The following is a 15,212-nucleotide window of genomic DNA, read 5'->3' on the forward strand; positions in this document are numbered from 1 at the left end:
CAGCAGGAGCTTTCAATGATTTCGCGTGCCCGCACGTCCCTCGCCGTCACCGCCACCGCCGCCGCGCTCGCCCTGACCGTCGGCCTCGCCGTGACCGGCGCCGAGGCGTCCCCCGAGCGCCCCGCCGCCGCCTCGTCGTGGACAGCCGCCTGGGCCGCCGCCCCCCAGCGCCCCAGCACCGGCTTCGAGCCCAACTGGTCGGAGGCGGGCTTCGACGGCCAGACCCTGCGCCAGGTCGTCCGCGTCACCGAGGGCGGCGACCGGGCCCGCATCCGGCTCTCCAACGCCTACGGAACCTCGCCGCTGCGGATCGCGAGTGCCACCATCGCCCGTACGGAGAAGGGGGCGTCGGTCGAGAAGGGCTCGGTCAGACGCCTCACGTTCGACGGCAAGCGGTCCGTCAGCATTCCGGCGCGAGGCCAACTGTCCAGTGACGCGGCCGGGTTGGAGCTCGACCCCTTCGAATCCGTCACCGTCACCCTGCACCTCGCGGGCACGACAGGACCCGCCACCTTCCACGCCCAGTCCTTCGCGACCAGTTACCGCGCGGACGGCGACCACACCGCCGACACCGCGGGCCGGGCCTTCGACGAGTCGACCGAGTCCTGGTACTACCTCGCGGGCGTGGACGTCGACGGCGAGCAACGGCAGCGGCGCGACGGCATCGTCCTCTTCGGCGACTCCATCACCGACGGCTTCGCCTCCTCCACCGACCGCGACCGCCGCTGGTCCGACGCCCTCGCCGAACGCCTCGACGGGGCCGGGCGGCAGAGGCCCGTCCTCAACGCCGGCATCGGCGGCAACATGGTCCTCAACGACTCGGCCTGGTACGGCGAGAAGAGCACCAACCGCTTCGCACGGGACGCCCTCGACCTTCCCGGCGTCGGCACGGTCGTCGTCCTCGAAGGCCTCAACGACATCGGCTTCAGCGAGACCGACAAACCCACCTACAAGCCGGCGCCCGTCGTCTCCGCCCGCGAACTCATCGACGGACACCGCGCGTTGATACGGCAGGCCCGTGCCAAGGGGGTCAGGATCGTCGGCGCCACCCTGCTCCCGCTCGGCGGCTCCGACCACTACGGCGAGCGCGCGGCCGCCGTGAGCGACGAGTTCAACCGGTGGGTGCGGACGTCCGGCGAGTACGACGCGTACATCGACTTCGACAAGGCCCTCGCCGACCCGCAGGACCCGGAGCGGATCGCGCCCGCGTACGACAGCGGCGACCACCTGCACCCGAACGACGCCGGTTACCGGGCCATGGCCCGCGCGGTGGATCTGAAGACGCTGTGATGAGCACCGCCGAGACACCGGCACCGGCAACGACAGCCGAGCGCACGGATACGGTCCGCATGACCCGCCGCCAGAAGCTCCTCCTCACCCTCCTCCTCGGCTCCCAGTTCATGGTCGCCGTCGACTTCTCCATCCTCAACGTCGCCCTCCCCGTCGTCGGGGAGGGGCTCGGCTTCTCCCTCGCCCGCCTCCAATGGATCTCCACGGCCTTCGCGCTCGCCGCGGCCGGCTTCACGCTCCTCTTCGGGCGCGTCGCGGACCTGTTCGGACGGAAGCGGCTGTTCGTCGGGGGCATGGCGCTCCTCGGGCTCTCCTCGGCCCTGGGGGGCCTCGCCACCACACCGGAGGTCCTGCTCACCGCCCGGGTCCTGCAAGGCCTGGCGACCGCCGCGGTCACCCCGGCGGGGCTCGCCCTGCTCACCACGGCCTTCCGCGAGGGGCCGCTGCGGGACCGGGCGCTCGGCCTCAACGGAGCGCTGATGTCGGCGGGCTTCACCACCGGTGCCGTCCTCGGCGGGCTCCTCACCGAACTGCTCTCCTGGCGCTGGGCGTTCTTCATCAACGTGCCGGTCGCCGCCGCCGTCGTCGCCCTCGCCCCGGCCCTCCTCACCGAGTCGCGCATCGTCTGCCGGCACCGGCTCGACGTGCCCGGCGCGGTCACCGTCACCGGCGGACTCCTCGCGCTCGTCCACGGGCTCACGCGGGCGGGCGGGAGCGGGTGGAGCGACCCCGTCGCGCTCACCGCGCTCGTCGCGGGCGCGGCCCTGCTCACCGCCTTCTGGTTCGTGGAGAAGCGCTCGCCCGCGCCGCTCGTGCCCGTCCGCATCATGCGGCGCCGCACGGTCGTCTGGGGCAACACGGCGGGGCTGATCGCCTTCGCCACGGAGACCTCGCTCGTCTTCCTCCTGACGCTCTACCTCCAGGAGGTCCTCGGGTACTCGGCGCTCGCCACGGGTCTGGCCTTCGGCGTCCTCGGCCTCGGCACGGTGGCCGGGGGGCTGCTCGGCGGGCGGGCGGTGAGCCGGTTCGGCGGGCGGGCGGCGATCCTCGGCGGGGGCGCGGTGCAGGCAGCCGCCACCCTGTCCCTGGTCGCCCTCGGGACGTCCGGCGGCTGGCTGTACCTGCTGCTGGCCGCCACGTTCGTCGGGGGCGTCGGCAACATGGTGCTCATCGTCGGCTTCATGGTGACCGCGACGTCGGGTGTCGCCGACTCCGAGCAGGGCCTCGCGACCGGTCTCGCGACCATGACCCAGCAGGTCGGCATCACCCTCGGCATCCCGGTGATGAGCGCGGTCATGGCGGCTCGGACGGGGGCGGGCGCGGGGGCGGAGGCGGGCACGGGAACGGGGGCGGCGCCCGACGCCGTGCTGTCCGGCGTGACGGGTGCCGTCCTCGTCAACTCCCTGCTGGTGCTCGCCGGTTCACTGTTCGCGGCGTACCGGCTGAAGCGCGGGGCCGGGCGCGGGCAGAACCGGGCGGGGCGCGCTCACTCGGTGGTGTAGTAGCGGTAGAACGTCACCGCGAAGACTCCCGCCGCGACCACCAGCGCCATCACGGTGGACCGCAGCACACTCGCCCCGCCCAGACTGAAGAGGAAGCCGAACGCGATCCCCGCGAACGCCGCCCACGACAGCGCGCGCGGTTCGCGCGGGAGCGCGGACGCCACCCGGTGCAGGGCGAACATCAGGGCGGCGAAGAGCAGGCCGGTCACCACCCCGAGCATGACGTTCCCGGTGGTGATCGGCCCGCCGTCGCGCCGGATCGCGCAGGCCCAGAGGCCGTAGACGATCCCCGCGAGCAGGGCGAGGGCCGCCCAGCGGGTGGCGGGGGTCGCGGACGCCGCCCGTGCGCCGCCGGACGGGGTGCGGACGGGTGGGGCGGGTGCGGTGTGTGCCATGACGGTTCCCTTCTCTGCACGGGCCGTAGGTCAGTGGTCGCGGTACGCGCACGGGTCGTGGTCGCAGTCCCGGTGCTCACGCCACTTGGGGCACGGGTCCTCGGACGACGGGCAGCGCGGCACGTGCCGGCCGTCGGTGTCGACGTACGCCGCGCTCACCCAGCCGCGGACGCCCTCCAGCCAGTACCAGCGCGGGTCACCGTGGACGGTGGTGCCCTTCACCGCACACTTCACGCGGTCCTCGCTGCCGGGCGGCAGCTTCGCGAGAACCGTGCCGCGGGTGCTCGGCTCGTCCCTGACCTTCAGGTCGGGGCCGGAGACGACGGTGCCCCAGATGACGCTGTCGTCGTTGTGGGCGGGACGTACGGATTCGGGACTCACGGATGCGGGACTTACAGAAGTAGTGGCCGTGGCGGTGGCGGCGGTTCCCGCGGTCAGTACGGCCGCCGCGCAGGCCGCCCCCAGGCACAGAGCGATTCGCATGATCAGCCTCCTCGCCCCCTCAACCAGGAAACACCCGATCGGCCCAGCGCTCCACCGGAGACGGACCTAGCCTGGAAACCGATGACTTTCCGGGGCGGACCCGGTCTGCCCCTACGACACTCCTTCGCGGCACCCCCTCGCGGAACCCGGGCGAGCAGGCGTCGCGGAACCCCAGGCGAGAAGGCGGGCGGACATGAGCGGCATGGCCATCGAGACCGCGGGTCTGGTGAAGACCTTCGGTGACAACCGCGCGGTCGACGGCATCGACCTCACCGTCCCGGCCGGCACGGTCTACGGCGTGCTCGGGCCGAACGGCGCGGGCAAGACCACGGCGGTCAAGATGCTCGCCACCCTGCTGCGCCCGGACGGGGGCGAGGCGCACGTCTTCGGCCACGACGTGGTGCGCGAGGCGGATGCCGTACGCAGCCGCGTCAGCCTCACCGGGCAGTACGCGTCGGTCGACGAGGACCTGACCGGCATGGAGAACCTGGTCCTGCTCGGCCGTCTCACCGGGCACAGCAGGAAGGCGGCGCGCGACCGGGCCGGGCAGCTCCTCGAAGCGTTCGGCCTGACGGACGCGGCGGCCCGGCAGGTGAAGAACTACTCGGGCGGCATGCGGCGCCGCATCGACATCGCCGCGTCCATCCTGAACACCCCCGACCTGCTCTTCCTGGACGAGCCGACGACGGGCCTCGACCCGCGCTCCCGCAACCAGGTCTGGGACATCGTGCGCGCGGTCGTCGGCCACGGCACGACGGTCCTGCTGACCACGCAGTACCTCGACGAGGCCGACCAGTTGGCGGCCCGTATCGCCGTCATCGACAAGGGCAAGGTCATCGCGGAGGGCACCAAGGGCGAGCTCAAGGCGTCGGTCGGCGCGGGCTCGGTGCATGTGCGGCTGCGGGAGGCCGCGCGGCGCGACGAGGCGGCCCGGCTACTCGGCGCGGCGCTCGACGCGCAGGTCCAGCTGGAGCCCGACCCGGTGGCGCTGACGGCCCGGGTCGGCACCCACGGCGGGCGGCACGGCAGCGGCGCGGCCGAGCAGGCCTCGCGGGCGCTGGCCGAGCTGGCCCTCGCCGGCATCACCGTCGACAACTTCTCGCTGGGGCAGCCCAGCCTCGACGAGGTGTTCCTCGCCCTGACCGGCGCGGACGCCGGGTCCGGAGCCGTTTCGACCGAGCTGAAGGAAGAGGCCACGGCATGAGCGCCCCGGCCCCCACCGAGACGCAGGAGCTCGCGCCCGTCAGGACCGAGTCCCTCGCCGAGCTCCTGATCGCCACCGAGCGCCCGCCCAGGCCGACCGCGCTCTCCGCCTGCCTGACCTTCGGTTGGCGCGCCATCCTCAAGATCAAGCACGTGCCGGAGCAGCTCTTCGACGTCACGGCGTTCCCGATCATGATGGTGCTGATGTACACGTACCTCTTCGGGGGCGCGCTGGCCGGGTCGCCGCGGGAGTACGTCCAGTACCTGCTGCCGGGCATCCTCGTGATGTCCGTCGTCATGATCACGATGTACACGGGCGTCTCGGTCAACACCGACATCGAGAAGGGCGTCTTCGACCGGTTCCGTACGCTGCCGATCTGGCGGCCCTCGGTGATGGTCGGTTACCTCCTGGGCGACGCCCTGCGCTACGCCATCGCGTCCGTGGTGATCCTGACCGTCGGCCTCGTCATGGGGTACCGCCCGGACGGCGGCTTCGTCGGCGTCGTGGCGGGCATCGCGGTCCTGCTCGTCTTCTCCTTCGCGTTCTCGTGGATCTGGACAATGTTCGGGCTGCTGCTGCGCACCGAGAAGTCGGTGATGGGCGTCAGCATGATGGTGATCTTCCCGCTGACGTTCCTCAGCGACATCTTCGTGAAGCCCGAGACGATGCCGGGCTGGCTCCAGGCCTTCGTCAACAACAACCCCATCACCCATGTCTCCTCGGCGGTGCGCGCCCTGATGGACGGCACGTCGGCGACGACGGAGCTGGCGTGGACGTTCGGCTGGGCGCTGCTCCTGGTGGCGGTGTTCGGTCCGGTGACGATGCGTCTGTACAACCGTAAGTAGACCCTGTTGCCCCATATGCAGTCGCCCCGGTCGCGCCCCGCGTGACCGGGGCCTTGCCTTGGAGGCGTGCCGAAATCCGTCCGCGGTCCGCTCTCCGCCGTCCTCCTCGTCCTCGCCTGCCTCCTGGTGCCGCTCGGTGCGCTCTCCACCTGGGCGAAGTACGAGATCGGGGACCGGGACAGCTACGTCGCCACGATGGCGCCGCTCGCCTCCGACCCGGCGGTGCGCGGGGCGGTGGCGGACGCCGTCACCGACTCGGTGATGGAGGAGATCGACGTGGGTCCGCTGCGGGGCGCGGTCGAGGCGTTCGTACGGGACGCGGTGCGGTCGTTCACCGAGACGGGGGCGTACAGGACGGCGTGGAACGCGGCGAACCGGGCGGCGTACGACGCCGTGCAGTCCGCGCTCAAGAACGACACGAACGGCGAGGTCACCATCGACCTCGCGCCCATCACCGAGCAGATCAAGCGGCAACTGGAGGACGACGGCGTGCCGTTCGCGTCGAAGATCCCGGTGCGGCACACGGAGGTCACGGTCCTGGAGTCGGAGGACCTCGGCCGGCTGTGGCGGAGCTTCCACGCGTTGCAGGTGGCGGGGGTGTGGCCCGCGGTGGCGGCGGCCGTCCTCGCCGTCGCCGGTGTCCTGCTCGCCGCCCGCCGCCGCAGGGCGGCCGTCGTCACGGCGCTCGGGATGGCCCTCGCCGCCGCGGCCCTGGCCGCCGCCGTCGCGATCGTCCGCGCCCTGACCCTCGACGACCTCCCCCCTGACGTCTCACGCGACGCCGCGGGCGCGGTGTACGACGCGCTGACGGAGACGCTGCGGGTGACGTCCTGGGTGATCATCGCGGCGGCCCTGCTGATCGCCCTCGGCACCTGGCTCGCTCCGCGCCTGCGCCGCCCGAACCGCTGACGGAAACTCACGGGCGCCGACGTGCCCGGGTCCATTACCGTCACCGCCATGGTCGACATGCCCGGATCGAGCACCGCCACCGCTATGCCGGCCGTCCTTCTGGCTCCCCACCCGCGCAGCAGCACCGCCGTGCTGCTCGCCGACGCCGCCGTCCGGCGCGGCCTGCGCGTGTCCGGGCAGCCGCCCGTCGCGCCCCCGCCCGCGTCCCCTGCCCCGCACTGGTACGGCGGGCCGCTCGCCGCCGACCGGGTCGCCGCCCGCTCCGGCATCGCGCTGCTCGAACCCTCCGACGACTGGCTCGCCGCCCTGCCGTACGACCTCACGTGCCGCCGCGTCGAGGCGACGACGCTCGGCGCGGCGCGGAGGCTGCGGCGGCCCGCCTTCGTGAAGCCGCCGTCGGAGAAGTCCTTCCCGGCCGCCGTGTACGCGGACGGCTCTAAGCTGCCGCCTCCGGACGCGTCGGTCCGCGTCACGGACGACGCCGCCGTACTCGTCTGCGACGTCGTCGACTTCGCCGCCGAGTACCGGTGCTTCGTGCTCGACGGGCGGGTCGTCACCGGCAGCCGGTACGCGGTCCGCGGGCTGCTCGATCCAGGCCCGCTCACCGACGACGCCCGCGCCTTCGCCGGCCGGGTCCTCGCGCGCTGTGCCGGGCCGGGGCCGCGGCTGCCCGGCGCGGTCGTCGTGGACGTCGGCGCGCTGGCCGACGGCCGGTGGGCCGTGGTCGAGGCCAACATGGCCTGGTTCGCCCACTGCTACGCCGCCGACCCGGACCGCGTCCTCGACGTAGTCCTCGCGGCGACGGGCCCGCTCCACGCCGTCACCCCCGCCGACCGTCCCTTCCTGCGGTTTCCGTGCGATGGGCAACCGTCCCCGGTCCCGCCCCGTCTCTGAGGGAGGATGCGTCCGGTGGGAGTGGCGGACATCGACGACGAGAGGGCCGTCCCTTTGGACAGCGTGAACGACGTGGACAGCGCGGGCCGCGTGGCGGCCGCCCCCGACGCCGGGGAGGACCGGGACGCGCGGCCCCCCACGCGGCGCCCGACCGGGCGGGCCGCCGCGTGGGGGGCCGCGGTACTGCTCACCGGGGTGAGTGCTGTCATCGGGTTCCGGATCGCCGACTCGGACGGCTTCACGCCCGTGCCGCAGCTGCTCGCGTTCCTGCCCTGGCTGCTCGCGCCCACCGCTGCGGGGCTGCTGATGGCCGTGCTCGCGCGGTGGCGGATCGGCATGCTGTGGGGCGTCGTCGTGCTCGGCCTCGTCGCCTGGTACATGGAGCCGTACGGGAACACCGACGCGCCCCGCGGCTCCGCCGTCGCCGAGCTGCGCATCCTCACGTCGAACGTCGAGTTCGGGCAGGGGACGGCGGGCCTGGTCCGCGCCGTCCGCGAGGAGCGGCCCGACCTGCTGTTCGTCGAGGAGTGCGACCCCACCTGTTCCGCCCTGCTCCGCGAGGAGCTGCCCCGCGCCGACTACCCGCACCGCGAGGCCGTCGAGGCGCACGGCGCCGAGGGATCGGTCATCCTCTCCAAGTACCCGCTGAAGAGCGCGGCCGGCGTCGAGGCCACCCTCGGCATGCCCGGCGCCGTCGCCGACGTCGACGGACATCCCGTACGGGTGCAGCTCGCGCACCCCATGCCGCCGCTGCCCCGCGAGGTCGGCCTGTGGCGCTCCGAGCTGGGCAAGCTCCAGGAGTACGCGGCCGCGGGCGGCGGGCGGTCCACCATCATCGCCGGGGACTTCAACGCCACCCAGGACCACGCCGCGTTCCGTTCGCTCCTGGACGAGGGGCTGCGCGACGCCGCCCGCCTCGCCGGGTCCTCGCGCGCCCCGAGCTGGCCCGCCGCCGCGCCCGCGCCGCTCGGCGCGCAGATCGACCACGTCCTCGCCACCCCGGACTTCGCCGCCCGCGACGCCCGCTTCCTCGACATCGGCAACACCGACCACCGGGCCCTTGCCGTCACCCTGACACTGTACGAAGCCGACAAGGCGGGTTGATCAGGACAGTGCGCGGAGCCGTGATCGTCCGGCCGGGGAAAGTCACGTAAAGCACCGATAATGGGCGCATGCCCCGAGAGTCCCGTACCGCCCGTCCGGTCTCACTGAGCCCGCTCACCCCACCCGACTGGCTGGTCAGGTCCCTCAAGCCGCAGTCCGCGCCCATCCCCTGGGCTGCCGTGGCCCGCGCCTCCGTGGCGATGGCGCTGCCCCTCGCCGTCGGCATCCTCGCGGGCAGACCCACGTACGGCGCGCTCGCCTCCATGGGCGCCCTCTCCGGAGTCATCGGCGACACCGCCGACGCCTACCGCATGCGGATCTTCAACATCGCCGTGCCGCAGTTCTTCGGTGCCATCGGCGTCACCCTCAGCTCGCTCGTCTTCGGGCACGGCTGGGTGGCGGTCGGCGCGGTCACGCTCGTCGCGCTGGTCTCCGGGATGATGTCGACGATCGGCGCCGTCGCCTCCGTGTCGGGGCTGCTCCTGCTGCTCAACTGCGTCGTCGGCGCCGGGCTGCCCATGCCGGGCCAGTGGTGGCTGGCCCCCGCCCTGATGACCGGCGGCGGGCTCACCGTCCTCGCGCTCGCCCTGCTCGCCTGGCCGCTGCGCTCCGGCGTCCCCGAACGCGCCGCCGTCGCCGCCTCCTACCGCTCGGTGGCCGCGCTGCTCGACGCGGCGGGCACGGACGCGTACGACGAGGCGCGCACCGCCGTGACGGCCTCGCTGAACCAGAGCTACGACCTCGTCCTCGCCCGGCGCACCCGCGACCACGGCCGCAACCCCGAACTGGTGCGCCTGGTCGCCCAGTTGAACGCCCTCACCCCGATCGTCGAGGCCGCCCCCGCCGCCGACCAGGCCGCCCGCCACGCCTGCGTGCGCCTGGCGCCCGAGGTCCCGGCCGCTGTCCGCGCGCTCGCGGACGCGGTGGAGCGGGGCGCGACCGCGCACACCACCGGCAGCGCACCCGCCACCCGCGCGGCGGCCCGCATCCCCGATGCCCATGCCCACGCCGCCCGCGCCCTCGACCACGCCGTGCTGCACGCGGCGGAGACCCTCGCCGACCCCGACCCGCTCGGCGTCATCGCGACCGACGACCGCCTCGGCCGCCCCGCCGCCCTGCGCGTCCGCGCCCGCCGCGCCGCCCGCAACGTGATCCTGTCCGGCACCTCGTGGCGTTACGGCCTGCGCCTCGCCCTCTGCATCGGCATCGCCCAGGCCCTGGTATCCCTCGTCGACGTCCCCAGGTCGTACTGGGTGGCGCTCACCGTCACCTTCGTCCTGAAGCCGGACTTCGGCTCGGTCTTCTCACGGGCCGTCCTGCGCGCGCTCGGCACGGCGGCCGGCCTGGTCGTCGCGGCCGCCGTCCTCGCCGAAGTACCGCACGGCTGGTGGGACGTGCCCGTGATGATGCTGCTCGCCCCGCTCATCCCGGCCCTCACCACCCGCGGCTACGGCTACCAGACCGCGGCGATCACCCCGGTCATCCTGCTGCTCTCCGACATCCTCAACCACCAGGGCCTCGGCCTCGTCGTGCCCCGCCTCGTCGACAGCCTGATCGGCTGCGGCATCACGCTCGTCGCCGGATATCTGCTCTGGCCGGAGAGCTGGGGCACCCGGATCGGCGACCGGCTCGCGGACGCGGTGGCGGACACCGCGCGGTACGTGGAGTGCGCGTTCGGCACGGACGGGGAACCCGCCGAGCGCGCCCGCATGCGCCGCCGCCTCTACCGCGACCTGTCCGCCATCCGCTCCGAGTTCCAGCGCGCCCTGACCGAGCCCCCGCCCACGGGAACACGGGCCGCCGCCTGGTGGCCGCTGGTCGTGGCCGTCGAACGCATCCTGGACGCCACCACGGCGGCAAGGGTCCGCATCCGGCACGGAGCGGAGCCCCCAACTCCGGCCGAGGTGGCCGAAGTAGCGCACGAACTGAACGGCCTGGCGGACCGCCTGCGCAAGTCGGTGATCCTGGAGAAGGGCCACGTGACCTTTACGGACGACTCCAAGGACAGCGTCCTGGAGCCTTTGCGTCAGGAGGTGTCCGCAGCAAGGGCGGTGGCGTCGCCGCAAGGTAGCTAGAGCACTGAACGGTGGCAGCGTCGCAGGGTGGGTAAAGGGGCGCGGGGAACTGCGCGACCAGCCACAACGGCCCCGCAGCTCCCCACCAACCAAAACTCCCGTCACAGCACCGCGCTAGCGGACCTTGTGCAACGCCTTCGCGAACCCATTGGCCCAAAGCTGCTCGACCTTGGAGCGCTCCGCCGAGTCCGGCTGCGCGTTCGTGCAAGAGGGCCCGGGCCCCCCACCCGACATCAACTGACTGCACGGCCCGTCATACGTGTCGGGCAGCCCCAGCACGTGCCCGGTCTCGTGGGTGGTGACACGCGTCGAGTCGTACTCCTGGTTCTGGGCGTAATCCAGGAAGATGTAGCCCTTGCCGTGGCCGTCCGTGCTCGCGTACGAGCCACGCGCGTCGTTGCCCTCGCGGTACGAGAAGCTGGCTCCCGAGCTTCCTTCCTGGAGCTTCACGTTCGAGACGGCGGAGTTCCATATGGAGGTGGAACTGGCTATCTGCCGGGCGAAGGTGGGAGCGCCGGACGCGTCGTAGACGACGGTCACGGACTTCGCTCCGGGGTCGGCCGCGCGCTTCTCGGCGACCGCCTTCACGACGGCTTCGAAGAACGCCTTGTTGGCCTTGGCCTCCGCGGCCGATCCCTCGTACCGGGCGTACGAGGCCTGGCCCGATGCGGCCGGGGTGGCCGTCGCGGCGGACGCCGAGACCGAGGTCGCGCCGAGACCGGCCACGGTGAGGCCGAGGACGGCGGCGACAGAAAGGTGACGCTTAATCATGTGTGGGGGGCTCCCTACTCGTTCCACGACCGCGTGGGGGCGGTTCGATGAAAGGTGAACGGTTCGGTACCGGTGAGTCTCGGGGAGCGTGGGACGCGTGGGGATGATGGCAACTCGCGATAGCACGGGGCTATCGCCCGGACCCGGCCTGCGCAGATCGGCCGGTTCTCATGGGGTTTGAGCGTCTGGTGCGGCGGCCGTACCGCCTCTACGCTCAACGGCCATGGAGCTCGAGGTCAGGCACCTCCGCGCGCTGTGCGCCATCGCCGACACCGGCAGCCTGCACAAGGCCGCCCGGCAGCTCGGCATGAGCCAGCCGTCGCTGACGACGCAGCTGCGGCGCATCGAGCACGCGCTCGGCGGCCAGCTCTTCTCCCGCGAGCGCACCGGATGCCGCCCCACCCAGCTCGGCCGGGTCGTCCTCAGCCGCGCCCGCCCCCTCGTCACGGAGATGCGGGCGCTGGTCGCCGAGACCAGGGCGGCCGCCACCCGCACCGCCGAGGGCCCGCAGCTGCGCATCGGCTCCACCGCGAGCCGTGCCATACCGGGCTGGCTGCGCAGGCTGCGCGCGCGGCTGCCCGGGACGGAGATGTCGCTCCAGATGGACGTCTCGGCCAACGCGCTGCTGCGCATGGTGGAGACCGGCCAGCTCGACATCGCCTTCGTGCACGAGGTGGAGGGCTGCCCGCTGCGGATGCCGGAAAGCCTGCGAAGACGGATACTCCTGGACCGGGAGCCGCAGTTCGTCTCCCTCGCCGCCGACCACCCGGCGGCGGACCGTCCCGTCGTACGCCTCTCCGACCTCGCGGACGACCGCTGGATGGTGGACCCGACGGTCGACGGAGAGTGGGACGGCCTGCGCCGCGTCCTGACCGCGGCGGGCCTCAACCCCCGCGTCCTGCACGGCGATTACCTCACCGCGTCGTCCCTCGTCGCCACCGGCGAGGTCGTCGCCCTCTGCCAGCCGACCTCGCGCGGCAGGACCGACATGGCCGTACGGCCTTTGTACGGCGACCCCCTCGGCGTACGCCTCATTCTGACGGCGCGCACGGAGGAAGAGCTCGACGCGGTGTACGGCGAGTTGGAGGCCGCCTACTGGGAGGCGGCGCGGCAGGCCCCCGCCTACACGGAGTGGCTGCTGCGGGCGGGCGACGCCCGCGGTACGACCGGTGGAACACTCATCCCGGCCACCCGCTGACGCCGCCCGCCTGAGTCGCTGTCTGCCTATACGTCTGCCTATACGCCGATGTCGCGGCCGTCCTCGCGCCACACCGCGACGACCGACGGACGGACGATCCTGCCGGGCCCGTCGGGCCAGGTGCTCGCCGGCTTCTCCACGGACGCGCCGTCGACCTCGCCGGGGTGCTGCACGGCGACGAGCACGCGCCGGTCCTGGACAATCGGGCCGCAGGTCTCCGCGCCGGTCGGCATGGTGAGGAACTGCTTGAGCTCGCCGCGCCGGTCACCGCGCGTGGCGACACCGAAGAGGCCGTCGTGCGAGCCGAGCTGGTTGCCGTCGGTGGAGATCCACAGGTTGCCGTGCGGGTCGAAGGCGACGTTGTCGGGGCAGGAGATCGGGGAGACCCGCTCCTTGGGGAAGCCCGCGAAGTACGTCGAGGGGTCGTTCGGGTCACCGGCGACGAGGAAGAGCGACCAGCCGAAGGTGGTGGCGTCCGCGCGGTTGCGGCGCTCGGTCAGCTCCAGGATCTGCCCGTGCTTGTTGAGGTTGCGCGGGTTGGCCTCGTCGGCACCGGCCTTGCCGGCCTTGCCGCGGTCGGAGTTGTTCGTCAGCGCCACGTACACCTTGCCGGTGTGCGGGGACGGCTCGATGTCCTCGGGCCGGTCCATCTTGGTCGCCCCGACCTTGTCACCGGCGAGGCGCGTGAAGACGTACACCTCCTCGGCGGTCATGCCCTCGACGTGCGAGACGGCCTTGCCGCCGGGTCCTGCGGTGGCGAGCGGGATCCACTTGCCGCTGCCGTCGAACTCCCCGTCCTCCGGCAGGGTGCCCTTGCCGTCGATCTCGTCCGCGGGCGAGTCGCCGGTGAGCTTGGCGACGTACAGGGTGCCCTCGTCGAGGAGCGACAGGTTGTGCTCGTGGGCCGCGCGGGAGGTGCCCTTGGCCATGCGCTTGCTGCTGACGAACTTGTAGAAGTAGTCGAACTTCTCGTCGTCGCCCATGTAGACGACCGGGCGGCCGTCGTGCGTGAGGCGCGGCTGCGCGGCCTCGTGCTTGAAGCGGCCGAGCGCGGTGCGCTTGCGCGGGGTGGAGTCGGGGTCGTACGGGTCGAGCTCGACGACCCAGCCGAAGCGGTTGGCCTCGTTGGGCTCCTGGGCGAGGTCGAAGCGGCGGTCGAACCGCTCCCACTTGCGCTCGGAGGCGGCACCGGTCACGCCGTACCGCTTGAGCCGGGCGACGGTCGTCGGGTCGGTCACCTTCTCCGCATTGCCGAAGTACTGGTTGAAGTTCTCCTCGCCGTGCAGCGTCGTGCCCCACGGGGTGGTGCCGCCCGAGCAGTTGTTGAGGGTGCCGAGGACGGTGGTGCCGCGCGGGTCGGCCTTCGTGCGGACGAGCTCGCTGCCGCGCACCGGCCCGGAGAGGCGGAAGGGGCTGGTGGCGGTGAGGCGCCGGTTGAGGTGGTGCCGGCCGACGGCGCGCAGCTTCCCGCTCCGCCGCTCGCCCTCGACCACGACGACGGAGAGACCGTGGGCCGCCCAGGCGATCTCGACCTGCTCGCGGGTGGGGTTCTCGGGGTCATACCCCTTGAACATCAGGATCTCGTCCGTGTACTCGTGATTGGCGACGAGTACCTGGCGCCCGTGCTCCCCCGGCAGCGGCAACAGGCTCAGGAAGTCGTTGTTGTAACCGAACTGCCCGGCCTGCGCCTTGGCGGTCTGCTTCGCCGCGTCGAAGGCGGGGGCGCCGCGCAGGATGGGCTCGCCCCAGCGAATGACGATGTCCTGCTCGTACCCGGCGGGGACGGTGACGGTGTCGGCGGTGTTCGGAGCGACGGGCGCGAACCGGAGTCCGCGCGCCCCCTTGCTCTTCTTGTCGCCGGGGTGGCCGGGCCGGCCGGTGGGCGCGGCGGCGGCTGCCTGCGGGGCGCCCGGATCCGCTATGACCGCACCGCCCGCGGCGGCGGCGACGGTCACCACGGCGGCGGCACGCATCATCGAACGGCGGCTGAGCGCACCGGCGATGACGTCCCCGACGTACTCGTTCTCGCTGGTGTTCGGAACCTCGCCGAAGCAGGCGTCACCACAGCGGAAGCGGCAGGTCAGGGCGGAACGGCCGCCGCTCCCCTGATGCGAGGTGATGATCGGCAGCAGCTTGCGCACGTGTCCTCCGTCGTCTGGTGTGGCCTGTTTTCGCCGTGACGCTATGGGCGGTACTCGGCATAACGACGGCCGGAGGGTGAACGGAGAGTGAATCCGTGTCGCACGGGAAGAAGTTGGGGCCAGGCTGGTTTGTGGGGTGATACGAAGTTGCCGCGAGGAGCTGCGGGGCAGCTGCCGGCGAGGGAGGAGCCGAGTACCGCTCGGTACCGCTCGGCACCGCTCGACGACCCTGCCCAAGATCGCCCACAGCGGCGGCTAACCTTACGTGTCCGCCCTGGCCAGGGATTTACGGGAATCAACTCACGCGAAGGGTTGCGCACATGGGCATTCTGAACCGCCTGCGGAACGCGTTCGGACGATCACGCAAGGAGAGCGTTCCGGAGGCACGGGAGCCTGAGCGT

General features: G+C 72.5%; 13 protein-coding genes. 9 read left to right on the plus strand and 4 right to left on the minus strand.

Annotation, left to right across the window (positions count from 1 at the left end; genetic code table 11):
• The first annotated feature begins 15 nt into the window (after positions 1 to 15).
• Positions 16 to 1,290, plus strand: a complete 1,275-nt coding sequence (locus tag ACZ4Z4_RS21175; RefSeq protein ID WP_468329196.1) for an SGNH/GDSL hydrolase family protein — start codon at positions 16 to 18, stop codon at positions 1,288 to 1,290.
• Positions 1,290 to 2,792, plus strand: a complete 1,503-nt coding sequence (locus ACZ4Z4_RS21180; RefSeq protein ID WP_468329199.1) for an MFS transporter — start codon at positions 1,290 to 1,292, stop codon at positions 2,790 to 2,792. The genes ACZ4Z4_RS21175 and ACZ4Z4_RS21180 overlap by 1 nt, the downstream gene beginning before the upstream one ends.
• Here the strand turns inward: ACZ4Z4_RS21180 and ACZ4Z4_RS21185 are convergent.
• Positions 2,777 to 3,187: a hypothetical protein gene (locus tag ACZ4Z4_RS21185; protein ID WP_468329202.1), complete on the minus strand. Its 411-nt coding sequence runs from the start codon at positions 3,185 to 3,187 to the stop codon at positions 2,777 to 2,779. The two genes, ACZ4Z4_RS21180 and ACZ4Z4_RS21185, sit on opposite strands and share 16 nt — an antisense overlap.
• A gap of 30 nt (positions 3,188 to 3,217) precedes the next feature.
• Positions 3,218 to 3,670, minus strand: a complete 453-nt coding sequence (locus tag ACZ4Z4_RS21190) for an SH3 domain-containing protein (protein ID WP_468329205.1) — start codon at positions 3,668 to 3,670, stop codon at positions 3,218 to 3,220.
• 193 nt (positions 3,671 to 3,863) lie between these two features.
• Between ACZ4Z4_RS21190 and ACZ4Z4_RS21195 the strand changes: the two genes are divergently transcribed.
• From ACZ4Z4_RS21195 to ACZ4Z4_RS21220, 6 genes are all read left to right on the plus strand, one after another.
• Positions 3,864 to 4,874 (plus strand): ATP-binding cassette domain-containing protein, encoded by a 1,011-nt coding sequence (locus tag ACZ4Z4_RS21195; protein ID WP_468329208.1) that lies wholly within the window; start codon positions 3,864 to 3,866, stop codon positions 4,872 to 4,874.
• Complete coding sequence (locus ACZ4Z4_RS21200) at positions 4,871 to 5,719, plus strand: ABC transporter permease (RefSeq protein ID WP_468329211.1); 849 nt, start codon at positions 4,871 to 4,873, stop codon at positions 5,717 to 5,719. The genes ACZ4Z4_RS21195 and ACZ4Z4_RS21200 overlap by 4 nt, the downstream gene beginning before the upstream one ends.
• A gap of 66 nt (positions 5,720 to 5,785) precedes the next feature.
• Complete coding sequence (locus ACZ4Z4_RS21205; RefSeq protein ID WP_468329214.1) at positions 5,786 to 6,628, plus strand: hypothetical protein; 843 nt, start codon at positions 5,786 to 5,788, stop codon at positions 6,626 to 6,628.
• Positions 6,629 to 6,676: 48 nt separating this feature from the next.
• A complete protein-coding gene (locus ACZ4Z4_RS21210) occupies positions 6,677 to 7,522 on the plus strand; it encodes an ATP-grasp domain-containing protein (protein WP_468329217.1) in 846 nt (281 codons plus the stop codon).
• Positions 7,523 to 7,537: 15 nt separating this feature from the next.
• Positions 7,538 to 8,626, plus strand: a complete 1,089-nt coding sequence (locus ACZ4Z4_RS21215; protein ID WP_468329220.1) for an endonuclease/exonuclease/phosphatase family protein — start codon at positions 7,538 to 7,540, stop codon at positions 8,624 to 8,626.
• Between the two features lie 68 nt (positions 8,627 to 8,694).
• A complete protein-coding gene (locus ACZ4Z4_RS21220; protein WP_468329223.1) occupies positions 8,695 to 10,701 on the plus strand; it encodes an FUSC family protein in 2,007 nt (668 codons plus the stop codon).
• A gap of 114 nt (positions 10,702 to 10,815) precedes the next feature.
• Here ACZ4Z4_RS21220 and snpA read toward each other — a convergent pair whose 3' ends face one another.
• Entirely contained in the window at positions 10,816 to 11,472 is a 657-nt protein-coding gene (gene snpA, locus ACZ4Z4_RS21225) for a snapalysin (RefSeq protein ID WP_468329226.1), read from the minus strand.
• 223 nt (positions 11,473 to 11,695) lie between these two features.
• Here snpA and ACZ4Z4_RS21230 point away from each other — a divergent pair, with 223 nt between their 5' ends.
• A complete protein-coding gene (locus tag ACZ4Z4_RS21230) occupies positions 11,696 to 12,670 on the plus strand; it encodes a LysR family transcriptional regulator (RefSeq protein ID WP_468329229.1) in 975 nt (324 codons plus the stop codon).
• Between the two features lie 38 nt (positions 12,671 to 12,708).
• On the opposite strand, the gene ACZ4Z4_RS21235 is transcribed toward ACZ4Z4_RS21230, so the two are convergent.
• Complete coding sequence (locus ACZ4Z4_RS21235) at positions 12,709 to 14,811, minus strand: PhoX family protein (protein ID WP_468329232.1); 2,103 nt, start codon at positions 14,809 to 14,811, stop codon at positions 12,709 to 12,711.
• Positions 14,812 to 15,212 lie beyond the last annotated feature (401 nt).

The sequence above is a fragment of the Streptomyces sp. NPDC030245 genome (assembly GCF_055572995.1).